Annotated in this window: 23 protein-coding genes; 4 read left to right on the top strand and 19 right to left on the bottom strand. The window is 35.9% G+C overall.

What is annotated here, in order from left to right; all coding sequences use genetic code 11:
- Positions 1-216: 216 nt before the first annotated feature.
- A complete protein-coding gene (gene purB, locus BMY14_RS01210; RefSeq protein ID WP_091828469.1) occupies positions 217-1,566 on the top strand; it encodes an adenylosuccinate lyase in 1,350 nt (449 codons plus the stop codon).
- A 26-nt stretch (positions 1,567-1,592) separates the two neighbouring features.
- The gene (locus tag BMY14_RS01205; RefSeq protein WP_091828467.1) at positions 1,593-3,002 is read left to right on the top strand and encodes an anion permease; all 1,410 of its coding nucleotides are present in this window, start codon (positions 1,593-1,595) and stop codon (positions 3,000-3,002) included.
- 498 nt (positions 3,003-3,500) lie between these two features.
- Here the strand turns inward: BMY14_RS01205 and BMY14_RS01200 are convergent, their stop codons facing one another.
- The 6 genes from BMY14_RS01200 to BMY14_RS01175 all read right to left on the bottom strand — a co-directional run bounded on the left by BMY14_RS01200 (position 3,501) and on the right by BMY14_RS01175 (position 6,534).
- A complete protein-coding gene (locus tag BMY14_RS01200; protein WP_091828465.1) occupies positions 3,501-3,836 on the bottom strand; it encodes a type II toxin-antitoxin system PemK/MazF family toxin in 336 nt (111 codons plus the stop codon).
- Complete coding sequence (locus tag BMY14_RS01195; protein ID WP_019551965.1) at positions 3,833-4,081, bottom strand: AbrB/MazE/SpoVT family DNA-binding domain-containing protein; 249 nt, start codon at positions 4,079-4,081, stop codon at positions 3,833-3,835. Before BMY14_RS01195 ends, BMY14_RS01200 begins: the two co-directional genes overlap by 4 nt.
- A gap of 338 nt (positions 4,082-4,419) precedes the next feature.
- Entirely contained in the window at positions 4,420-4,689 is a 270-nt protein-coding gene (locus BMY14_RS01190) for a type II toxin-antitoxin system RelE family toxin (RefSeq protein WP_091828462.1), read from the bottom strand.
- Positions 4,686-4,901 (bottom strand): type II toxin-antitoxin system RelB family antitoxin, encoded by a 216-nt coding sequence (relB, locus tag BMY14_RS01185; protein ID WP_091828459.1) that lies wholly within the window; start codon positions 4,899-4,901, stop codon positions 4,686-4,688. Before relB ends, BMY14_RS01190 begins: the two co-directional genes overlap by 4 nt.
- Before the next feature lie 242 nt (positions 4,902-5,143).
- The gene (locus BMY14_RS01180) at positions 5,144-6,085 is read right to left on the bottom strand and encodes an Rpn family recombination-promoting nuclease/putative transposase (protein WP_091828457.1); all 942 of its coding nucleotides are present in this window, start codon (positions 6,083-6,085) and stop codon (positions 5,144-5,146) included.
- Between the two features lie 104 nt (positions 6,086-6,189).
- Complete coding sequence (locus BMY14_RS01175; protein ID WP_091828455.1) at positions 6,190-6,534, bottom strand: hypothetical protein; 345 nt, start codon at positions 6,532-6,534, stop codon at positions 6,190-6,192.
- Positions 6,535-6,711: 177 nt separating this feature from the next.
- On the opposite strand from BMY14_RS01175, the gene BMY14_RS01170 reads away from it, so the two are divergent.
- Together BMY14_RS01170 and BMY14_RS01165 are read left to right on the top strand one after the other, a co-directional pair.
- Positions 6,712-6,927: a helix-turn-helix transcriptional regulator gene (locus tag BMY14_RS01170; protein WP_091828453.1), complete on the top strand. Its 216-nt coding sequence runs from the start codon at positions 6,712-6,714 to the stop codon at positions 6,925-6,927.
- Positions 6,928-7,088: 161 nt separating this feature from the next.
- Positions 7,089-7,478 (top strand): helix-turn-helix domain-containing protein, encoded by a 390-nt coding sequence (locus BMY14_RS01165; protein WP_091828451.1) that lies wholly within the window; start codon positions 7,089-7,091, stop codon positions 7,476-7,478.
- Positions 7,479-7,825: 347 nt separating this feature from the next.
- Here BMY14_RS01165 and BMY14_RS01160 read toward each other — a convergent pair whose 3' ends face one another.
- From BMY14_RS01160 to BMY14_RS01095, 13 genes are all read right to left on the bottom strand, one after another.
- Entirely contained in the window at positions 7,826-9,814 is a 1,989-nt protein-coding gene (locus BMY14_RS01160; RefSeq protein WP_091828448.1) for a flagellin, read from the bottom strand.
- 206 nt (positions 9,815-10,020) lie between these two features.
- On the bottom strand, positions 10,021-10,947 hold the full coding sequence (locus BMY14_RS01155) for a transposase (RefSeq protein WP_245741191.1): 927 nt from the start codon (positions 10,945-10,947) through the stop codon (positions 10,021-10,023).
- Positions 10,948-11,075: 128 nt separating this feature from the next.
- A complete protein-coding gene (locus BMY14_RS01150) occupies positions 11,076-11,504 on the bottom strand; it encodes a hypothetical protein (RefSeq protein ID WP_091828446.1) in 429 nt (142 codons plus the stop codon).
- An 884-nt stretch (positions 11,505-12,388) separates the two neighbouring features.
- Entirely contained in the window at positions 12,389-13,504 is a 1,116-nt protein-coding gene (locus BMY14_RS01140) for an acyltransferase family protein (protein ID WP_281246405.1), read from the bottom strand.
- 474 nt (positions 13,505-13,978) lie between these two features.
- Entirely contained in the window at positions 13,979-14,977 is a 999-nt protein-coding gene (locus BMY14_RS01135; RefSeq protein WP_091828443.1) for a Coenzyme F420 hydrogenase/dehydrogenase, beta subunit C-terminal domain, read from the bottom strand.
- Complete coding sequence (locus BMY14_RS01130) at positions 14,974-15,249, bottom strand: 4Fe-4S dicluster domain-containing protein (RefSeq protein ID WP_091828442.1); 276 nt, start codon at positions 15,247-15,249, stop codon at positions 14,974-14,976. Before BMY14_RS01130 ends, BMY14_RS01135 begins: the two co-directional genes overlap by 4 nt.
- A gap of 6 nt (positions 15,250-15,255) precedes the next feature.
- On the bottom strand, positions 15,256-16,791 hold the full coding sequence (locus BMY14_RS01125; protein ID WP_091828441.1) for a lipopolysaccharide biosynthesis protein: 1,536 nt from the start codon (positions 16,789-16,791) through the stop codon (positions 15,256-15,258).
- Positions 16,784-17,893 (bottom strand): polysaccharide pyruvyl transferase family protein, encoded by a 1,110-nt coding sequence (locus BMY14_RS01120; RefSeq protein ID WP_091828440.1) that lies wholly within the window; start codon positions 17,891-17,893, stop codon positions 16,784-16,786. The genes BMY14_RS01125 and BMY14_RS01120 overlap by 8 nt, the downstream gene beginning before the upstream one ends.
- Positions 17,894-17,918: 25 nt before the next feature.
- Positions 17,919-18,881 (bottom strand): glycosyltransferase family 92 protein, encoded by a 963-nt coding sequence (locus BMY14_RS01115; protein ID WP_091828439.1) that lies wholly within the window; start codon positions 18,879-18,881, stop codon positions 17,919-17,921.
- 109 nt (positions 18,882-18,990) lie between these two features.
- Complete coding sequence (locus tag BMY14_RS01110) at positions 18,991-19,887, bottom strand: glycosyltransferase family A protein (RefSeq protein ID WP_091828438.1); 897 nt, start codon at positions 19,885-19,887, stop codon at positions 18,991-18,993.
- On the bottom strand, positions 19,880-20,002 hold the full coding sequence (locus BMY14_RS21140) for a WxcM-like domain-containing protein (protein WP_091828437.1): 123 nt from the start codon (positions 20,000-20,002) through the stop codon (positions 19,880-19,882). Before BMY14_RS21140 ends, BMY14_RS01110 begins: the two co-directional genes overlap by 8 nt.
- 187 nt (positions 20,003-20,189) lie before the next feature.
- Entirely contained in the window at positions 20,190-21,137 is a 948-nt protein-coding gene (locus BMY14_RS01100; RefSeq protein ID WP_091828436.1) for an NAD-dependent epimerase/dehydratase family protein, read from the bottom strand.
- On the bottom strand, positions 21,134-22,138 hold the full coding sequence (locus tag BMY14_RS01095) for a GNAT family N-acetyltransferase (protein WP_091828435.1): 1,005 nt from the start codon (positions 22,136-22,138) through the stop codon (positions 21,134-21,136). The genes BMY14_RS01100 and BMY14_RS01095 overlap by 4 nt, the downstream gene beginning before the upstream one ends.
- Between the last annotated feature and the right edge of the window lie 11 nt (positions 22,139-22,149).

Genomic DNA, 22,149 nt, shown 5'->3' with positions numbered 1-22,149 from the left:
TTTTTTCTTTAAAATATTCTGAAAATAATGCTTTTACATCTAAATAATTTCCGCTCCACAATCAAATAAGATTTTCTTATCAAACAATAAGATACCTGTATTCGTTTATTAATAAATCATATGCTACGATAAACGCATCACACAGATCTAAAACTTATTTGTGATATTCATAGGAATTATCTTACCAACGAAAAATAAAATTAGGGGGAATTATGTATGGCATCTACAGTAATCGACAGCGAAGTTTGGGGTTGCTTATTTAGCACTGACAAAATGAGAGAAGTTTTCAGCGATAAAAATCTAGTACAAAAATTTCTAGATACCGAAGCAGCTCTTGCTAAAGCACAGGGCGAACTCGGCGTCATTCCCAAAGAAAAAGCCGATGAAATCTGCGCAAAAGCGAACGCAGATCTTCTCGATATTCCACAGATCGGGGAAAATTATAAATCATCGATTACCATTGTTCCTGTATTGAAAGAATTCAAGAAAGTTCTCAACGACAATGCTAGTGAATTCGTTCATTGGGGTGCAACCAGTCAGGATATTGTTGATACAGGTATGGTCTTGATCGAACGTGAAGCTTATAAAATCATTCTCCAACAAATGAAGAACTGCCAAAAATTCGTTCTACAACAAGTAAAAAAACACCGCGATACAATCATGTGCGGACGAACGCATGTTATCCATGCCCTGCCAATCACTTTTGGCTATAAAGCTGCTGTTTGGGCAGATGAACTAGGCAGAGACATTCAACGCCTTGAAGAAATCAAAGACCGTCTATTTGTCGGTGAGCTCGCTGGTGCTGTCGGAACCTTGGCTTCACACCAAGTAAAAGGGCTTGAAGTTCAAGCTCGCACGATGGAAATTCTCGAACTCAATATTCCGACCATAACTTGGCATGTTGCCCGCGACAACCAAGCTGAATTTGCCAGTGTTTTAGCAATCTGTGCCGGAACGATCGGGCGTATTGCCCACGAAATTCTTTCCCTGCAGCGCACAGAAATCGCCGAACTCGAAGAACCATTCTTTATGGGAAAAGTCGGTTCTTCAACTATGCCGCATAAAAGGAATCCACAGGTCCTTGAAAACGTAATCGCTTGCTGTCGTTCCGTTAGAAGCATTGCTCCATCGATTGTCGAATCAATGATCAGTGAAAACGAACGCGATTGGGGCTGTTTCCTCACCGAATGGGAAGCAATTCCACGAGCCTGCCATTTAATGAGCGCTGCCTTAGAAAAATCTGAAGATATCCTTGAAAATCTCATCGTTTATCCAAAACATATGGAAGCAAATTTATTCAAGCTGCGTGGTCTCATGATGAGTGAATGCATCATGATGCATATGGCCCCTAAAATTGGCCGCATGAGTGCACATGACATCGTCTACAAAGCTTGTATGAAAGCTTATGAAGAAGAAGACACAATGGAAAATGCTCTCAAGCATAATCCAACCGTCCGCGAAGAATTTACAGATGAAGAAATCACGTATATGCTTGATCCTCATAATTACATTGGTCTGGCTCCACAGTTTGCCGACCGCGTACTGGAAAAATACGGCGCAAAATAAATGTTTTTGAAGGAAGTGTGTCTATTATGTCCAAACAGCTGCGTGCCGGTCTTATCGTACTGTTTATCGGCTGCATAATTTGGTTTATTCCCGTGCCCGCTGGTTTAACACCGCAGGCCTGGCATTTATTTGCCATATTTGCCTCAACAGTCGCTGCGTTGATTCTTCAGCCGCTGCCGATCGGCGCTTCAGCCTTTATTGCTATCACGTTTTCCGCCCTGTCAGGGACCCTTAAAGTCGACGATGCCATTGCAGGTTATGGTAATTCGACAATCTGGCTGATTATATGTGCTTTCTTATTTGCTCGCGGCTTCATCAAAAGCGGACTGGGACAACGCATAGCTTTTGTCATCATCAATTATATTGGCAAATCGTCATTGACACTTGGTTATGCAATTACACTCAGCGATTTCATCATCTCACCAGCAACCCCTTCTAGTACAGCCCGTGCTGGCGGAATCATCTACCCGATCATCCAGAGCCTTGCACTGGCGCTTGACTCCAAACCTGGACCTACAGCTCGGCGTTTCGGCGCTTATATTATGCAAATCGAATACCATGCCAACGCCATTACCTGTGCTATGTTTATGACAGCAATGGCGGGTAATCCATTGGCTGCCGAATTGGCAGCGAAAACGATCGGCATTGAAGTCAGCTGGGGAAGCTGGGCATTGGCGGCAATCGTGCCGGGCCTTATTTCACTGCTGCTCATGCCTTATCTGCTTTACAAACTCTTTCCACCAGAAATCAAAGAAATGCCTCATGCCAAAGAAATGGCTCAAAAAGAACTTCGCCGACTGGGGAACATGAGTCTCAGCGAAAAAATTGTTTCCGTAGTATTTATCGGTGCTCTTATCCTCTGGGCTACAGGCAGTATTACCAATATAAATGCTACCGTTGTTGGCATGCTCGCGGTCTGCGTTATGCTCCTTACCAAAGTTCTGACCTGGCAAGATGTCCTGAATGAAAAAGGTGCCTGGGATACCATGTTCTGGATGGGATCATTAATCGCCTTAGCCACGGCTCTTGCCAAAACTGGTTTTATTGCCTGGTTGGCTGCAATGGCTGGAGGCGCGATCCAAGGAGCGGGTATTTCTTGGTATTTAGCTTTTCCATTATTAATTATCGCCTATGTTTATTCTCATTATGCCTTTGCCAGTGTTACCGCGCACATCAGTGCCATGTACGCAGCCTTTCTCGCAATTTCCGTAGTGGTTGGCACCCCGCCACTGTTAGCGGCATTGACCTTTGCTGCAATGTCGAACCTAATGATCCCATTAACGCATTACGGCGGTGGTGCGGCTCCGATCTTATATGGAGCTGATTATGTTTCCATGAGCGATTGGTGGCGGCTCGGCTTCATTATAACAACGGTCAATGTCATGATTTGGCTGGTTATCGGCGGAGCCTGGTGGAAATTTATCGGTCTATGGTAAAACATTTAATGTGTGCAGATTCATAAATACCTTGTGGCATAAATCTAAGTATACTAAAAAGCTGTGCAATTCGTAATTTCACTACGAACTGCACAGCTTTAAATATACGCGTCATATTTTATCAATTTCAATAAAATCTCTTTCTATTATATTCTTTGCCTTTGCTATTTTTCGATAATCATATCTAAAATAAATAAAGCCCCCACCATAAAGGTAAGGGATTAAAAAGCAGCCGCCCCAGTCTCGCAAACTAAGCGGCTTACCATAAGCTAAATTTTCGGGGCTGACCGTTTATGGGTAGCACCTTTTTTCTTATCTTAATTATAACGCACTAAAATAAAAAAGTACAGTTTTTAATAAATGGAAAATCTTCTCATTTCCCAACAAAAAGCTGTGCAATTCGTAATTTCAATACGAGCTGCACAGCTTTAACTATATGCGACATATTTTATCAATTTCAATAGTACAAATCTCTTTCTACGCCATTTTTCATCTTTGCTATTTTCCAATAATCTTATCTAGAATAAATAAGACATGATCAAAGATGTCTTCTGGAACACATTCAATAAATTTCCAATCACGGGCATTATAATCCAATGATTTCAATTGTTCACATAGAATATCTCCATGCGTTTTCGTCCGAGCATCTAAATTAATATGCAACGGAAAATTCCGTTGAGTTGAAGTTATAGGGCAAACCATAACAAGTCCCGTCTTTTGATTAAAAGAACTGTTCGATATAACTAACGCTGGACGGTACTTCTGTATCTCAATACCGCTTTGTGGATCAAAGTTCAGATTAATGACATCACCGGCTGAAGGAGCAGATTTCATTCGAAAACCTCATTTCCAACCACTCTGCCGATACCGATTTCAGTGCAGCTCCAGTCACCTTTATAGTCACTAAAAGTTTCGTCAAAGGCTTCAGCTTTTGTCTGAATAACTTTTTTCAATATAATTTCTTCCCCATTAACCGTGATCTTAATTTTATCATTTGGATGGAGCTTTGCTTGTTGCATCAATTCTTTTGATAAACGGATAGCATGCCCGTTTCCCCATTTCGAAATAGTGGTAATCATGAAACGTACCTCCATAAAACTCTTTCTTTCAGTATATACTATGTATATACGCGATGCAACGATAAATGCACGTAATACTCAAATCGTTTGAATCACTTATTTCATAGTCCTTGCACTACAAACATGCACTCCTTTCTCAATGGCGATCAAACGAAAAAAGCTGTGCAATTCGTAATTTCAGTACGATCTGCACAGCTTTAAATATATGCGTCATATTTTATCAATTTCAATAAAATCTCTTTCTACTGCCTGCAAAAACGGCAGGCACATACTTTTCTCTCAATAATTTTCCTAAAATCAAATCATTTGGCTGCTTATAAATATCCCTATACAGCCAATCATTTAATGTATATATCTTTTCTATGCCCAATACTCAGAACTAATATAATGATTTTATCATCATCTATTTCTGCTATAATCCTATAGTCTCCTACACGATAACGCCATTGACCGGAACGATTCGCTGTAAGACTTTTTCCATGTATGCGTGGGTCACAACAACCAACTAGATTTTTTTCAATCCATCCGTATATGAGGCTTTTTGTATGCTTGTCAAGTTTTTTCAATTCTTTAACAGCTTGAGACGTATATTCTACCGTATAGATCATAAGCCTATTAACGCTCTGACTTCCTTGTGAGTATACGTTACAGGGTTTTTCTTATATTCTGCCATTGCTTCATTATACGTATTGAGGTCTATTTCATCCTCAATACGTTCAATAACGGATTTTCTGACAAGTTCAGATACACTTATTCCCATTAATGCCGCATAGTTTTTGACAAGACTTTCATCTCTATCATTTAATCTTAATGAAATCATTTTAATCACCCCTGTAATACATTGTATTACGAAAATAAGGTATTGTCAATACACCCTGTTAAAAACTCATTTCATGGTCCTTTAGCAATAGCACCCAATACAAAAAAAGCTGTGCAATTCGTAATTTCAGTACGAGCTGCACAGCTTTAAATATATGCGTCATATTTTATCAATTTCAAGAGTACAAGTCTCTTTCTACTGCCTGCAAAAGAATGACAGGCACTTACTTTTTTTACTATTTATTACAAAACGGATTTCTTCAATTCATTGATTTTTTCTATTGGCATCCCGCTCATTTTAGCTATGGTCTCTACATCCGTGTTTTTTTTCAATAAATCAATTGCCACAATAGCACAATTTAATCCTTCTGCGCGACCTTCCACTCGGCCTTCTGACCAGCCTACTAACTTACCTTCTTTTCTTGCCTCTACAGCAAGATTTGAAGTGCTCCAATCCAGTTTCATGTCCTCATCCCCTATCTTCAGTCTTTCACGAAATTCCTCGACGATCTCTTCATTTCTTTCTACTCCATTTATCTTTATTATACCATCAATATACAAAAATAAATCTCTTATTTTTTCCTTTTCCCACTTTTTTTCAGTAAGTAATTTTACCAGCTCTTTTTTAAAACGATATCTCTCATCTTGGTTTTTTTTGGTCTTTAATGTATAAAGTCCTGCTAATACCACCAAAGCAAATGGATTATCTTGCTTCATCAGATCTGCTTCCTTTTGCTTCACAATCTTATAAACTGGATATTTATAGACAAGCGACATTTTGTAAAAAGTCTCCTTATAATGATCCGGATGATTTGTTACAATTTCATGTGTATAAATTACCAATGGGTATATTTTTTCATGATACCGATCTCGAATTCTATAATAATATTCGAACATTCGTTCAGCAAAATTTTCATCCCGGTAGCCCTGCACTTCTAAATGCACGAATACCCACTTTCCACTACCACTCTTCATTTTCACTTTTAGTAATTCATCACAACGCCGATCGTGCCCTTCTGAATTTAACAGAATTTCTCCTAACTCTTTATCCAATCGCTCAAACCCGTTCTCAAATGCAATATCTTGACTAATATCTCCCGCAAAAAAGTTCATAAAATCCTCAAAAAAATTTTCAATTAGATTCTTCCAAATTTGATCACTGGTTAATTCTTTAAATTCACCCACGTACTTCGCTTCCTTCTTTTTTATGCAAAACAAGATCATACGTTCTGTTTATATTATAGAACAATTTGGAGTGCTGTTCAAGAACATTTGTTGCTCTCCCATTCTTATTGCTTCTCCGTTGCTTTTCGTTTGGCAGCAACTCTGGGACTAGCTAGAAATTTTGACACTTCTCTTTGAATACGATAGCTATCGCGTAAACCTTCTTTATAAGCCCATTCGGCTGACAGACCTCGTTCCAGGTTAACAAGGGGTTCAATTTTAGTGACTAGAGTGCATAACTCCTCATTATTTAACTGCCGACTCAGTTCTAATAAACGACCTTGCAGCCTATAAAATTCCTTATTGTAATGCATGCAGTCTTTATCCAGTTTGTCAGCCCTGTCTAAAACATCATCCATTCGTTCAAAAACATAATCATTAAAAGCTTTATACAAACTACTCTTAAACATAATATGCCTCCTAAATTATAAATTTATTTTAATAAACTTTTTAGTTTCTTTATACATTATATAATATCATATGAAACCATATTTGTAAACTATATAATTGCTAAAGATATTTTTAAATTGTCAATACTATGTTTTTAGTGTATATTAGTATATATATTATCTAAAGGATGGATCTACATGTCTTTATCTATGGCAGAAAAAATAAGAATACTTCTAAGACGAAAAAAAATGACGATCACCGATTTAGCTGATATTCTTGATACCTCTCGTCAAAACCTAACGAATAAACTCAATAGAGATAACTTCACCGAAAAAGAACTACAGCAAATTGCTAAAGTTCTTCAATGTGATTTTGAAGGTTTTTTCATTTTTGAGGATGGCAGCAAAATATAAATTTGAATAAAACGAATACGGGCACTATCCCGATATCTATTTCATTTATACTTAATATGTGATTTTAAATCACATATTAAGTATAAATCTGTTTAATTCTTATGTCAATAATTTTGTGATTTAAAATCACTATAAATAAAATTTATACAGGGAATGATTTTATGAGTATTGGTGAAAATTTAAGAAAACTTCGATCTGATAACAAATTAACTCAAAAAAATTTAGCCGATATTTTAAATGTATCAAGAACTACATACGTGAAATATGAAACGGATTCGATAAAATTAAGTTTTGAAAAAGCATCGAAGCTTGCTGATTTCTTTGAAGTAACAACGGATTATCTGCTTGAAAAACAAACAAAAACTAATCCCGCCATCTCTTTTTTAGAAAGTGAACCGTCTTATTCTCTAGACCTTGCAAAGATTATTAATCAAGCCGAAATTATTTTCAATGGTAATACCTATAAATTAAATGATACATATCGAAAAAAAATTCTTGCTTCGATAGAAGTTACATTAACGGATATGAAAAATAACAATCAAAACCTCTGAACGAAAAAAGAGAAACAATAAAAATCACAATGATTTTCTCTGTTTCTCTTTTTTTTCGTTATGATCACTTAAAAACCGCAATCACTTATTTCACAACGGGACCGTTTCCATTTTGTCAGCTTTTTTTGCAAGAATCCCCGTTGATATTCCCATTTCCCTCTCTATTTCGCGTATGGATAAGTCTAAATTTTTTAACTTATGTAAGATTTAATCTCGTTCTGCTTTTTCAAAAGACTCTATTTATTGTGGTTCAATATTCTGAATTGCATTTTTTACTGTTGGTAAATCTCTAGTTATGCCATTGCTGAATGAAAAAATTTCTCTATTTGATTTAAGATTAATGCAGCTCACTGCAATAAGCTTAAAACCCGAGACGGCATCTGGTTGGCCTGCGCCAGCATAGACTGTGATAACTTGGTGAGTGTATTTTCCTTCGTATAGGCAACCATCGCCGCTGCCATATCCGTATCACGAATTGTGGACTCGTTAGCTGTCTGGTTGAGAATTGAAGTATCAATATTCTCACCCGTATATTGCAAGCGACTACTTTGCGCGCCAAGCGTCGTATTCGAACGCAGTAAATATTTAACAGCCTGATCGACTTGCCCAAGAAACTTTGTCGCATTTTCCCGCGTACTTACACAAGTCTTCTCGTCAACTCCTCCATTTGTCGATGGATAACCCCACACGTCCGTCTGCCATTTTTCACGTTTTTGCCCATCAGTCAGCGTATCATAACCGCTTGGCCATTCGGAAGGATAGTCACTGTCCTTAGGCGTTATATCCCAGGTTGACTTATCTGAAGGAAACATAATCGATAATGTGGTATTCGGTATGGACATATTCGTATGCTGACTGCTTTCATCCCCCAGCTGCAAAATCAGGGTTTGCTTCGGTTTGAAATAATCCGTTTTCTCCATAGCCCCCATAATCCCATTGTTAAACACAAAATTCTGTCCGGTTTTTGACATTGTCATTTTACCGGTTGCAGCATAATAATTAAACTCTATATCATGACGTTCCGCAATCTGCGTTGATGTATCCGTTGCCGACGGCAGCGTTCCGCCCCCAGCCTTCGCCGTTGCCGTAACGCCATTGAACATTGCCCCCAGCAAATCACTGCTGTTCGTTACACTCTTTACCCCGATCACATAACAAAGCGGCGGCGGACTCATTGTTCCTGAAGTATCTTCATAGCGCTGCGGATCATCCGTAGACGCATCAAACTGAATTGTCACAAACTGACCGCAGCCATCACAGGCTGTAGAAAATCCTATTCCGTCCAAATCTTTCGATCCATTGGCTGATAATGGAAACAACCCGGAAAAATCCATTTCCATAGTCGCGTCCGACTTCGATGAATCAAAATATGATAAAATCCCGCTGCCAGGTGCATTTTTGACCGGATACGCACTTGGTGCCACAACAACTGGCGGCGTATTGCTATCAAAAGCAGGTGTTGCTGAAAGCGCCACTGAACTCCCAACTGCCGGACTCGTGGTTGGCGCATATACCGCAGTTGATACATTGCTTGCCGCAGGAGCAGGGAACGCTGCATTTGTAATGCCCTGAATCTCAATCAAAGTTTTCCCTGCTGTAGAATTCACATAAAAAGCATGATCAGTTGCATCCTGCTCTACCCGTCCATAAGTTCCGCTGGCATCATCCCAAATAACCGTATTGACACTTGGCATTGCGGTAAGCGCTGCGCCTTTCACAACCGCTGAAAAATCATAGGTATTGGGCGGCGTAGTTGTAATCGCCGTATAGTCTCCAAAAGGAACTCCAGTACCTGTCGTATTTCCATCAGCAGACACCGTAGCTATTTTATCTGTCGGAAATGTCAACACTTGTTCATGATTCGGATTAGCCCGGTATGGAACCAAGGCGTTGAATTTTTTGTCTTCACGGCTAAACTCTGCCTTGTTTAAAAGAGCCTTCCCATTAAAATTCGTCGACTGCGCAATATCCTCGGATTGATCCAGTAGCTGCCCGACTTCCGACTGCAAACTTTCTCGATCCTTATCGGTACAAGTATCATTGGCCGACTTCATCGCCAGCTCACGAACTTTCTTCATGATATTGACTTGTTGATCTACTGCGGCAGAAGCACTGTCAAGCATACTGATCCCATTTTTAGCATTATCACTGCATTGTGTAAGCGCACGAATTTTGACTTTCATCTTTTCTGAAATTGCATAGTCCGATGCTCCATCGCCTGCGCTATTAATTCGCTCACCAGACGAAAGCTGTTTAGCAAAACCATTCGCCTTTTTTGTATTCCGATCCAATTGATTCATGGTCTGTAGTGCCAATAAATTGTTTGCAATAATCATGTATAAACCATCCTTAGTTTTTTATATGATATATCATCCTAATATCATCTTATAGGAAAAAAGTTTCATCTTTATTTTTATTCTAAAACAATGGTTTTTGTATGTCAACCGCAACTCGTGCATCAAATCAAAAAATTACGAAGGAAAAGGCAACATGAGAACTTCCCCGGCAGCTGCACTGTGCTAACAGGGACGTTTCCACTTTGTCAACTTTTTGCAATAATCCCCCTCGATATTCCCGTTGCCCTCTCTATTTCTCGTATGGATAATCCTAAACTTTTTAACTTATTTAAGATTTGATCTCGTTCTGCTTTCTCCATAGACTCTATTTCTTGTGGTTCGGCATTCTGAATATTCTTTTTAATTTTTCGTCGAATTTCTTCTTCGGTTAGTTTTAAACGTCCTTCTACTTCAAAATTCTGTTCTATCAATTGTTCATGCACTTTTATCCAGTTTTCTTTTCCAATCAAATCAAAGGCCAACTGTACATCGACAAAGTTTCCACCATTGATGTATTCCCTATAGCTGCTATACCGGTAATTTATTGGATTTTTCACAATTCCAGCTCGCATAGGATTCTGATGAATATATACGATTAAAGGAATAAAATATTCGTCTAGCTCCACAGCCTTACTTTTATATCGGCTTCCTATCAGTGCACCGCTTCGTTGATACTTTCGATTGAATTTCATGACATATTTTATCAACAGCCGCTTGAGAATATTTGAAACATCGCCTATTTTCTCTTCTTTCAACAATAAATGTACATGGTTACTCATAAAACAATATGCCTGAATTTCAAATTTCAGTTCCAACTTTAAATCCTTTAATATCTCCAACATATAGGCAAAATCTGCTTCTTCTTCAAATATATTCTGATGATTGATTCCACGAAACATAATATGATAAAATCCACTTTCACTTAATTGTCTAGCTTTTCTTGCCATCTTGATTCCTCCCTTTCTCACAATATAGCACTTTGTTGACAAAAAAGACACGTCCCCCTTGTCTTCATGGTAGGTTCTGTTGATTTGCGGAGTATACCAGTTACTGCGATCAACACCCGTTTTTAAATTATCTGGAATCAGCATTCGGGCTACTCCACCGAAAAACCGATACATATAGTAATCCAACTTTCCATATCAGTTGAAGGAAAAGCTTCTGCATAAGCATACATGCTGAAAGGAAACACACCGACAAAAATATAAGCTGGAATAAATTCACCCGTATCTCTATCGACGGCACGTGCCGGATTTCCAGCTCAGTCAACTTCGATTTGTTCGCCTGGTTTTCTTGGAGTATGCATGGTTGCACGTTTTTTTTCAACAAATTCTCTGTAATGAAAACAGAATTGAGAATACATTAATAGCAGAGCTTGCGCTTGATGACATTCTTCACAGAATTCTTTCCAGAGAAGCTTCAAGGTTACGCCATTACGCATCATTTCTTTGTCGATGTATGCATAATCTGGATATCGACGAGATGATTTGCGGGATATTTTTTTGGGATATAGTGATTGTTCAAGGACAGGATCTGTTATCTTTGGATCTAAGGGCCAGCATATTTCCGAAGTTGCCGCTTTGGTGATTACTTGAGAAACTCGGTCATGAGAGCACTGGCAACTACGTGCAATGCTACGTTGACTGATACCTTGAGAGTGAAGCCGAAGAATTTCACGATACTGGGTCATAAAAATGACCTCCTGTACAATATATTTACACAAAATTCGTGTATGATTTTATTGTACAGCGAAATAGGTAAAATGGCCGACATTATCCGGAACTATGGCCCTGAAATCCCGGATAGGTGGCTGAAGTTAACCAGACCGATGGTCTTTTGGCTCTGGAATATTCATCCCTTTCTCACAATATAGCACTTTGTTAACAAAAAAGACACGTCCCCTTTGTCTTACAATTGTTTTCCTCCTCGTCATCTAATAGTCTCGCGACATTCGCCAATCCAATGGAACAATGATTTCCTCTTACCAATTTTATAAATATTCTCCTACTTTTGGTGGGAGGATATTTATTTTTCAAACAGACAAATTGGAAATTCGCGAACGATATTTTTTTGTTATTTACCTGATTTAATTCTAAAGCTTACTAAAATACTTGACTTTTTCAAAACGTCCCCATATTTGCAAAGAAGAGAATTTTATTTTTTTTACTACACAATTTGGGGTGATTTACTTGAAACCTGTTTTTATTCCACATCATGATAACCAAGATTCTACTCTCCAGCGTCTCCGCCAACATTATTCCGGCAAGATCTTCATCATCGGCAAAGATGACTGTTCTCTCCTCACCAAGCTATGGAGGACTGATTTTTCTTACCTGACGACCACTTTTCTTCAGGATGTTTACGATGTCAAAGATCCTTTTCTTCGCAATCCAACTTCGATGTTACGTTCATTTATTCTCTTTCTTCATTTTCTGCAATGTGGAAAGGGTTTCAATAAAATTCAATATCTAAAAATGCCTATTTAATTTGGTCTGTTTAATACAGATTTTTCTGGGAGCTGTTTTCACAATAACGATCCCATTGTACTCGCACCATTTTTGATTTATTGTACCATTACAATTTATTTATCTGCTCTTTTATTTTTAATGACCATGTAGTCCAATGAAAATTTAACCATTCTTCAATCAGAGGATCTAAAAACCGAATCTTCAACTGATCAATAGCCAAACAAATAGTAAAAACTGACAAAACTTTTACAAACATAAACAAAAAAAACTCTTTTCTATAAAGATAATCTATATTAGGAAATAATTCTATCCAGATAAAGTGCCGGATAATGGGGTTATCATGAATGAGATATATTCCTAATACAGATTTTGCTACTGCATTAATAGCTTGATTAGTAAAACTTCTCTGAGTAAGAAAACTCATAAATAATGTAATGGCAATAAATATGCTAAATAACGAAACAAAATACCAAGAATTTTTCAGAAACATATTTATTTTATAAAAATACCCTATCAAATTAAATCCAAAGATTAATAAAATTAAAATGCTCGTAAACAAGACTACGGCAATCTTCCAAAATTTATCGCTGTGTAAAATTTGTTTATTAAATCCAAAAAGGCGTATATATCCTCCTATTGCATACATAAATACAAACTGGATAAATGCATTCCCCATAAAAGTCTGTCCACCAAAAGTAGGTATAATAGCATAAATGACCAATGTCAACAATAATAAATGCAAATATGATTTTTGTCCTAAACTATTCAAAAACGGGTTGATAAAGGGAATAAAGCAAAAAAGTATAATATAGCAACATACAAACCAATTATATCCAAACAAAATCGGTAGAAACGCTTTCATAATGTCTTTTGTAGAATAATGTTCAATACCAGACCCATAAAACAGAATCGCTATTATCCAAGAATAAAAAAACATTGTTGAAATCAACAGTATAATTTTATTCCATTTTACTTTTTTTGATACCGTATAATATCCAGAAATCAATATAAAAACACTATTTGCAAGAGAACCGCCCCAGCCCAATAACTGCACCATCAGAAAATTCCAGGTGTAATTTTCTGATGTAATAGGTCCCATAGCAGCCATAATTCCATGAAAACAAAAATGATGAATAATAATAATAAACATACATAATATTCTCAATAATTCAAGAGACGAATTCCTCTTCCTGCCTAGAAAAACACTACTTTCCGTTTTCATAATGCTCATCCCTCGCATAATACGTTTTGTAAGTAGATAGCCGCCTGACTTACAAAACTTATTTTTTATTTTACCTATTAGATTTGGAACTCCTAATGCTACAATAAATCTACTGATCTATAGCAAAGGTTACATTTTTTCACCCCTAATCCATAAGGATTGAGGCAACCACTATCAATATCCGCTGCTTACAAAAAAGCTACAAAAATGAATAGGAATTATTCAATAATTATGTATCTCCCTAATCAAATGTGAATGATTGAATCGGTATAAAATTAAAGACTATCATCAGCCTATCACTTAGGGTTTGAATATATAGAAACATTTTATAATACGGTAAAGATTCATAGTCATTACGATTATGGTCTCCCCTGTAAGGCTGAATGGGATATACTGTAAATTAAGATAATTTCTCTGTTAATGTGTACTTTTTCTTGACATAGTAGCACTCTCTACACTTGGAATATTTAAGCATTATGAACGATGAAGAATATATCTCTTAATACCAGTTTTGATACGTTGCTTCAGTCGTTGCCAACAAACTCGACATCTTACTTGCCAACTCACGGTTCCATACTTACTCGCTATTCTTTTAAACGGATACCGAAAATAATCTTTCCAAAACTGTTCCCGCTTATCTGGACACTTGGACGGTTCATATAAGCGCGGTTGCAACCAGCCTAAAAGATTACTCTTCTCATAATCCAACGTTGATTTTATTATTTCAAAAAGTTCCTGCCCACTTCGCGTATGAATTAACACAATAGAATTACCACTTGAACTATAAAATTCCGGCAGTTTACCTTCAATCCCCCAATAATCACCGATCGTCATATCTGTTTCCCGCTCAATCGCTGTATATGGACATTTATAGCAAGAAGGTCGTGATGCATATTCATTATAAAAAATTTCAACATATTGATCAATGGGACATTCCCGCCCATTAATATATGCAAAAGCCGTTGGTTGATTCCATCCTTTTCGCTTGTCCTTAAAGGTAACAAAAGATACCTTTCCTTTTTCTTTTTCCTCTAACCATTGAATAGCATCTTTCCATATAAGTGGACTTGGCGACCCCATACAGATAATATCCACAACAAAAATGCGTGAATCCATATCTTTTGCCTGCATAAAATGTCGAAATCCAGCTGCTTGACAGCCCATGCCAATAAAAAGCAATTTCTTGTCTAGATGACTATTCAACCAATTCATGCTTTTTATAAATATATTTCCTGGAATACTTTGGATATATTTTGAGCCACGTGCCTTCTCATAGCTTTCCTTATCTTCACAAAGCTGATATTCTACTTGATGTGTAGTATAATTGTAAATAGCGCACACCACGGCACCGCCTCGCGACAAAACGAAGTCAGACAGCGGTGTAAGCATTCCCCCAGATGAACTTTTCTTTAAAACTTGTTTATCTTTCACACGTGCTGCATAAACAAGTGTATCATTCAGTTTTTCGCTCATAGATACCCCTTCTTTTTCTGATCCTGTTTAAATACACATACATCAATGCATCGATAGCAACGAATGCATTGACTAGCATCTACGACTGGATAAAGGAACCCTTCTTTGTCCGGCTTCATTACTATAGCCTTTACCGGGCATATCGCATAACAGGCCGTACACCCGCAGCAATTTTCACGCTTACTATAGATTTTTGGCAAAGGCTTAGGATTATTATCATTAGATTGTCCAATATAACAAGTTGACTCTATAATTTCGTTTTGACTAATCATTAAAGTTCATCTCCTGAATTTATTTATCAAGTTTTTCCCTGGAAAAGCATTTTTAATGATATTCTTTTCTCGAGCGTTTAAGCCAATACGATAAATAATACTCGCTGAGAAAACCATTGTGCCAATGCTGTTTCCTATAAAATGAGGAAAATTATCTGCCTGACTAAAAAGGTAGCCATCAACACAAACCATAAGTAACGTCACCAGACAAATTGGGAAAAAAACTTGACAGCAATAATTCATAATAGAAAAATCATACAGTCGACGAAACGTCACTAAACGTGACAATGCCATCACTACTGATATCACTATACTAACAATAAACGGCACTAATGGATCATTATAAATAACCAGTAAACTATAAGCAATTGGCAGATTTAATATAGCTATAACACCAACAGTAAGCTGATACACTTTTACCTTGCCTACAGCCTGTACCGCCGTACAGATAGGATCCGTGATGCTTGCAACCAATGCATCTACCAATATAAGTATTGTAAATATTGATGTATATTGAGGCGGTTCTACTAGCCACAAGTTCAACACATAGTTGATATTCAACATAAATGGTAAAGCAATAAAGAAGAGTAAATAGTATGATATTTTGGAAGATGCTGTGATCAAAAAAAAGAAACGTTCCTGCTCTCCCTTTGCATAACTTTTGATAATCTGCGGATCAATTGCTTTCATAAAGTTCTGTGAAAATGACATAATAACATTATTTATCTGAAAAGCAATGCCCCGTGCTGCATTGATAACTGGACCAAAGAAAACATTCATAACCATATTAATGCCCTGACCTTTTAGGACAGAAGCTATCGCACCAATAAGGTTCCAGTTCATAAAAGATAAAACTTCTTTATAGCTATTTTTGTCACGATAAACTTTAAGTTGTAATGCAGGATATTGTATTTTACAATAAATTACATAAAAAACATTAACACTGATACTAATAAGACAAAGTAACACTGCATAAGTAATTAATTTATCAGAATTAGAAGTAAGCAGTAGGTAAACAATGAGCAGTTTGCTTATTCCCTCAAAAATAGAAACAACGGAATAAATAGATAAATTCTCATCTGCTACTAAAAGTGCCATATACGGTGCTACAATTAATGCAAGCAAAAAACTAACGATAGACAATTCATAGACCACAAAAGCTGCTGTCATACGTTCCACTGGTATGACAAGTTGCGTGCTGACAAACCACAGCCCGATCGTTTCCGAAATTAAAAAAAGAATCATTCCGAATATAGCATTCACGACAAGATTCACCGAAAACAATTTACTTAGACTATCCCAATCACGAGAAGACAAACTGATTGCGAAATATCTTTGCTCTGCTATTGTAAGCGTACCAGTCAAAAATCCAAACATGCCAACAAATCCACCAACAACATTATAAAGACCATAATCACTCGCTCCCAGCACCTGAAACACGACACGTACAGTAAAAAGTGAGATAAACGTCAATACAATCATACGAAAATAAAGAGCCAATGTGTTTTTGAGAACGCGTTTTACATTGGAATTCTCACTCATGATTCACTATGGCATTCCTTAAAAATAAATATGATTTATCTCGCAGAGCATCAATACGTTGATCGATCGTCTTATAGTTCCAGGACCAGTCAGCTTTCTCTTTGAACGCTTGATATTTTACCAATACATCTTCCAGCTCTAAATAATCAATAAGTGATGAGGCTTTATCGAGAATAAACTGCGTTGGACTAAAAATAATACGTTTATTGAAAATCAGGCCAAATATCAACCCATGGTAGGTACAAGTAAAAACTGCCTCAGCGTGCTTAAAATAGCCACACCATTCAAATGGTGTCATATTTTCCTGGCTAACATTAATGTCGCACCAATCAAATGTATCATCAAGACTATTAAGGCAGACAAGTTGCAAATGATGTGTATGGGCATACTCTCGCGCACCACAGATAAGTTCATCCGTAAAATTGCTGCCGTAGACAACAATGTAATCATCAAGTTCCGGCTTCTTAATATTCTCATCCTGCACGAAATCAACAAGAAAAGTCGGGTCAAGAACGACCTCTGCCTCACGATCTGCAATTTGCTGCACAAGATTGGCGGAATTTTCATCACGCACCGATATAGCATCAAGATTTTTAAGCCCTTTCGTCACATAACTCGGCACTTTCATCCCCGATTTTATTGTACCAAAACTAGGCGCATAAGCAATAATCTTTTTTGCATTGAAACAGTTACCAAAAAGATGAACATCATGATTAAAAATATCAATTGAATAGTCCCAAATAATATCACTTCCCAATACTATAACATCAAATGGTTCCTTTTCTATTTCCTCAAGAGAAGAATTTTTCGTATGTGGTATCTGTTTATAGTAATAAAAAAAAGCTTTAAGTTGCTGAATCTGTTTATAATTTATTACACGTTTCAATAAATTTTTATAAAAATGAACATTTATTGCCCACAACCGATAGTTCGTATTAATAATGCCATAGTACGCACTATAATGGACTTTATCTAAGTATGCAATCTGCCGTATATCTGCTGATACATCCATTTTAGCAATAGCTTTTTGTAATGCATAAGCCTGCATAAAAGCACCATAATTTGGTATATTCCAAAACGTCAAAACGCCTATTTTTTTCATTCAACATCCTCCGAAACTTATTTAATTACTTATCCTGTATTGCCTTCTTTAGCTTTATCAAATATTTATATGCGTGATAATCAACATCTTGACAAAGCATCTCATGTGCATAAAAATACTCTTCATCTCGTGGATTTTTTTTAAAATAAGCATCACCACGCGATACTTTTGTCAAATATTCCTGATAGGATTTTGTAAAATAATGATTAATTTGTATTGAAAAATCACCGTTACTAATGGAATTTCTTCCCATAATACATGCATTATCATAAAGGTTCACAGGAGGTAACGCAATACCGTTGTACATTCCCCACATAGCATGCATTGTTTTATTCCTTTTGTCTTGAGGATTAAATTCGTACTTCGTATTAAAAAAACACTTACCAATACTGTCATATTTAGACCAGCAAACTGTGAAATCTTCTGTAACAAGTCCCGTTATATCACGCTCAATTCGCCCTGATGAACCAAAAACCCGCCAATACATCATCACAACAGGTCGATTTTTCTCAAATTTCTGTAAAAAAGCATAGACCGTATCCATCTTATTGGGCACAATATATTCGTCAAGATCAATAAATCCTATCCATTGCACCTCATTACTGAACCGCGCGATACTATCCGCATAAGCCTGCATCTGCGCCTGTTTATGCGGCCAATCAATAAGCGTTACATCTCCAGATTCTACATATGGAGCCAAAATCTCTTTGTATTTATCTTGAGAAAAATTATTGTACAGATAAAAATGCTCTATGCCAACAATTTTATGAAATTCAATCCATTCTTTAAGATAAGGTGCCTCATTCTTAAAAATCGCACAAATAGCGACTTTATATTTCTTTGTTTGTCCCATATGTGGATGAAAGAAATTCATGAAAATTTTATAGTAACTTGATAGTAAGCTTGCCGCTATGGATTTAATAATGTATTTTAAATTTAACTGTATTGGGGTATCAAAGATAAAATACTTATTTTCTGAAATATTCACTTAAAACCTCCTAAAGACATACATTGCTTTATTATCCAAACTTAAAATGAATAATATTTTTTCTATAATTCTAAAGTTCTATTTTTTTTAAGACGGTATATTTTTCTAACTACGCGCCTAAGAAATCGGAAAAATATTTTTTTTGTACCTCATATAACGAATAATATACAGCTGATGATTTTTTAAACCCTGATAAATCATATGAACAATACTTATGAAAAATTAGAAAATCTATCGCTAAATCTGCTACAAATCCCAGATTTTTTTCTTTCAAATTTTTAAACGTATCTAGTGTAATATCTCCTGTACGTAGTAAATCACACAAAATTGACAAATATTCCACTTCGAATGCGTAAAATACATCATACTTTCCTTTTGGCGTTTTCCCCTGAGGCAATTCATCTAATAAGACAGTCTCATCTATAATATAATGACCGCGCTTACGTTGACTAAACAATAATGTTGTATGTGGAAAAAGACTATTATATTGAATATTCTTTGGCAATACATCAAAATCTTCTTTCCAAATCCCCATACCAGTTGACCAGGAAGACCAGTATGATAACTTTCCTACAAATTGATCAAATGTAAGAAAAAAAGATATGGTTGATTTAGAATGCAAAACTCCATTTGAAAAATAAACGATAGGCTTAACCTTTGTATCTTTATAAGTTTTTACAAAAGATACAAAATATTGCAATGCTCCCGGAACAAGTTTCGTGCGATGATTAATAAATTTTATAAATACGCCATTGGCTATTTTATATGTCTCCGGTGCAGATAAGAATCCATCGGCTTTCGTTTCACGATAAAGAATATTTGAGTGTTCATTCGCATAGACCAACATTATCTTTTTGAATTCAGGATTATTCCCATTATCACTAACAACGACCTCAAAAAGACTATTGTCTAATCCTTGAGAAAAAATACTATCAAGAACAGGGAACACCCAATGAACAACCCCATTTGTTGGTATACAAAGTGAAACTAATGGTCTATCAATCATAGTATTCCTCATAATTGCGAGTATACTCTTGCGAATCATACTGCTCACTTGCTAACACCAATAAAATAAAATCTGTTCTAAAATAAAATATCTTTACCAAATTTAAATTATACATGAAAATCCCCCCACTTATGTCTAAAATTGATTACTTTCACGGATTGCTACTGCCTGTTTCTCATCCGTGATACAATTCTGCATCAGCAAACTTAGCATCTCATCGACATATTTCTCTATAATCGGATAATCAGTAGATGTTCTTTTAAATGAAGGAGTCAATTATAGTTGATATTACTACACCTAGTTTAATTATCATCGTTCTCCTCCAAAATAAAATCATAAAATTTTAAAATTGATTTATCTAAAACAAATTTATCAACATCCATAGTTCTTTTTAATTTATCAATATTTAGTATCACTTTATTTAAATCGACACTTCTTGCTTCTTTATATTGTATTTTTAATTTAATTTTAAGAGATTTTTCAACTATTTGTATTATTTCATTTACAGAAAGCCCTATTCCACTACCTATGTTATATATTTCATTTTTTATCTTTAACTCACTTAATTTAATAATACACTGACATAAATATTCAATAGGTATATAATCTCTTACAACACTACCGTCTCCCCAGATCTCTATTTCTTGTTTAACCAGTACTTTTCCTAAAAGAACAGCAATTAAACCCTGTTGTCCATTGATATTTTGAAATTTCCCAAATGGATTAGATGGACGTAAAATTAGATAATCTATCGTACCTTTTCTTCCTTCTAATTTGATTATCTCCTCTAAATTACATTTACTTAATCCATAATAATTGATAGGTTGTAATAGATCGTCTTCTTTATAACATCCATTTTCCCTATAGTTTCCATAAACTGTACCACCGGATGATAAATATATAAGTTTTCGTACATTATGCTTATTCATAATTTCGATCAGCTTAATAGTAGGTATAATTACCTCTTCATATTCATTTAAAAATTCTTCCAATAAACTGGATGGTTTTAAGCCTGAAACTAAATGAATAACTTCTTCAATTTCATATTGCTCAAAAACTTTATTCAATAAACTTATATTACATAATCTCCCGTTAATAATAGTTATTTGATTAACAATATCATTAAAGTGTTTATTATAAGTAGTATAAGATGTACCCAATATAATAACGTTCTTATCCCTTTTTATATATTCATAAACTAAATTAGAACCTATAAAACCTGTTCCTCCTAATATCAAAGTGTATCTCATATTAGTTCTTTCCAATAAGTCCTATTTAGCGTATGCTTACCACCGAACGCTTCTTTGCTTTTGGTCAATCCAAAATTCAATTTTTTACCATACTGCTCTGTACTAATTCCAAACGAAATTTTTTCATATCCTTTTTCCCGCATTTCCCTGATCATTTCATAATATAGAAACGTCATTGGACTAAGCGTATAATAACTTTGTAAAGCACACAAATATTGTGTATGTGCTACTTTGACATTGGCGAAATAAAACATCATCGCACCAGCTAACATTTTTTCCTCATCGTAGATACCATAAAAACCACACTCTTCGGTCAACCGTGAATTATTAAATTCTAATAACTCAGTAAGCGTATGTACAGGCGTTGAACCGAATTTTTGAAGATTCTCGCAAAGTATCTGATAAAATTCAGCAATCTGCTCATCTGTATTTAACTCACGCAGTACTAGTCCTGCTTTGAGACAATTATGAACATTTGTACGCTTGCCTTGCTCAAAATTACGCAGAATATCATTCTCATAATACTTATAGTCTATATATGTGCTGACCTCTACATAATCCTGATACCCACAATAATACAAGCCATATTCCAACGCTGCACAATTTTCTTGTGAGAAAAGATCTGGCGTTATTCGCAACTCTACACCATTGATCTTTTCGCACTTCCAAAATTCCTCTAAACACTTGATGATTTCTATAATTTTATGTTCACAATAATATTTTCCCCCGAAAATAATTCCACCAAATGTGCTTCCTTGATGCGAAATGAGCATCCGCTGATTTTCATTCACAATAAGACAAGCTGGGCAAACTGCAGCTATATGACCTTTTTTATCATAAACTATATAGGAATAATCAACAAAACGACCTTTGGGATGATATTCCAAAAAATTTCGTGACTGTAAAAATGTTCCATTAACCGTATTTTGCTGCAAAAACTGATCCCAAATATGCGCATCCTTATCGAAATATTTTTCGATATTATAATTTAATTCTTCCATATTATGTAACT

Source organism: Propionispira arboris (assembly GCF_900109225.1).
Taxonomy (GTDB): domain Bacteria; phylum Bacillota; class Negativicutes; order Selenomonadales; family Selenomonadaceae; genus Propionispira; species Propionispira arboris.
The sequence above is the reverse complement of the archived record's forward strand: the minus strand, read 5'-3'. Positions and strand labels throughout refer to the sequence as shown.

Excerpts from the sequence above, each read along its gene's own strand:
- purB (WP_091828469.1), top strand. The coding sequence starts at position 217 with ATGGCATCTACAGTAATCGACAGCGAAGTTTGGGGTTGCTTATTTAGC.
- BMY14_RS01205 (WP_091828467.1), top strand. The coding sequence starts at position 1,593 with ATGTCCAAACAGCTGCGTGCCGGTCTTATCGTACTGTTTATCGGCTGC.
- BMY14_RS01200 (WP_091828465.1), bottom strand. The coding sequence starts at position 3,836 with ATGAAATCTGCTCCTTCAGCCGGTGATGTCATTAATCTGAACTTTGAT.
- BMY14_RS01195 (WP_019551965.1), bottom strand. The coding sequence starts at position 4,081 with ATGATTACCACTATTTCGAAATGGGGAAACGGGCATGCTATCCGTTTA.
- BMY14_RS01190 (WP_091828462.1), bottom strand. The coding sequence starts at position 4,689 with ATGATCTATACGGTAGAATATACGTCTCAAGCTGTTAAAGAATTGAAA.
- relB (WP_091828459.1), bottom strand. The coding sequence starts at position 4,901 with ATGATTTCATTAAGATTAAATGATAGAGATGAAAGTCTTGTCAAAAAC.
- BMY14_RS01175 (WP_091828455.1), bottom strand. The coding sequence starts at position 6,534 with ATGTTTAAGAGTAGTTTGTATAAAGCTTTTAATGATTATGTTTTTGAA.
- BMY14_RS01170 (WP_091828453.1), top strand. The coding sequence starts at position 6,712 with ATGTCTTTATCTATGGCAGAAAAAATAAGAATACTTCTAAGACGAAAA.
- BMY14_RS01165 (WP_091828451.1), top strand. The coding sequence starts at position 7,089 with ATGAGTATTGGTGAAAATTTAAGAAAACTTCGATCTGATAACAAATTA.
- BMY14_RS01160 (WP_091828448.1), bottom strand. The coding sequence starts at position 9,814 with ATGATTATTGCAAACAATTTATTGGCACTACAGACCATGAATCAATTG.
- BMY14_RS01150 (WP_091828446.1), bottom strand. The coding sequence starts at position 11,504 with ATGACCCAGTATCGTGAAATTCTTCGGCTTCACTCTCAAGGTATCAGT.
- BMY14_RS01140 (WP_281246405.1), bottom strand. The coding sequence starts at position 13,504 with ATGAAAACGGAAAGTAGTGTTTTTCTAGGCAGGAAGAGGAATTCGTCT.
- BMY14_RS01135 (WP_091828443.1), bottom strand. The coding sequence starts at position 14,977 with ATGAGCGAAAAACTGAATGATACACTTGTTTATGCAGCACGTGTGAAA.
- BMY14_RS01130 (WP_091828442.1), bottom strand. The coding sequence starts at position 15,249 with ATGATTAGTCAAAACGAAATTATAGAGTCAACTTGTTATATTGGACAA.
- BMY14_RS01125 (WP_091828441.1), bottom strand. The coding sequence starts at position 16,791 with ATGAGTGAGAATTCCAATGTAAAACGCGTTCTCAAAAACACATTGGCT.
- BMY14_RS01120 (WP_091828440.1), bottom strand. The coding sequence starts at position 17,893 with ATGAAAAAAATAGGCGTTTTGACGTTTTGGAATATACCAAATTATGGT.
- BMY14_RS01110 (WP_091828438.1), bottom strand. The coding sequence starts at position 19,887 with ATGATTGATAGACCATTAGTTTCACTTTGTATACCAACAAATGGGGTT.
- BMY14_RS21140 (WP_091828437.1), bottom strand. The coding sequence starts at position 20,002 with ATGTATAATTTAAATTTGGTAAAGATATTTTATTTTAGAACAGATTTT.
- BMY14_RS01100 (WP_091828436.1), bottom strand. The coding sequence starts at position 21,137 with ATGAGATACACTTTGATATTAGGAGGAACAGGTTTTATAGGTTCTAAT.
- BMY14_RS01095 (WP_091828435.1), bottom strand. The coding sequence starts at position 22,138 with ATGGAAGAATTAAATTATAATATCGAAAAATATTTCGATAAGGATGCG.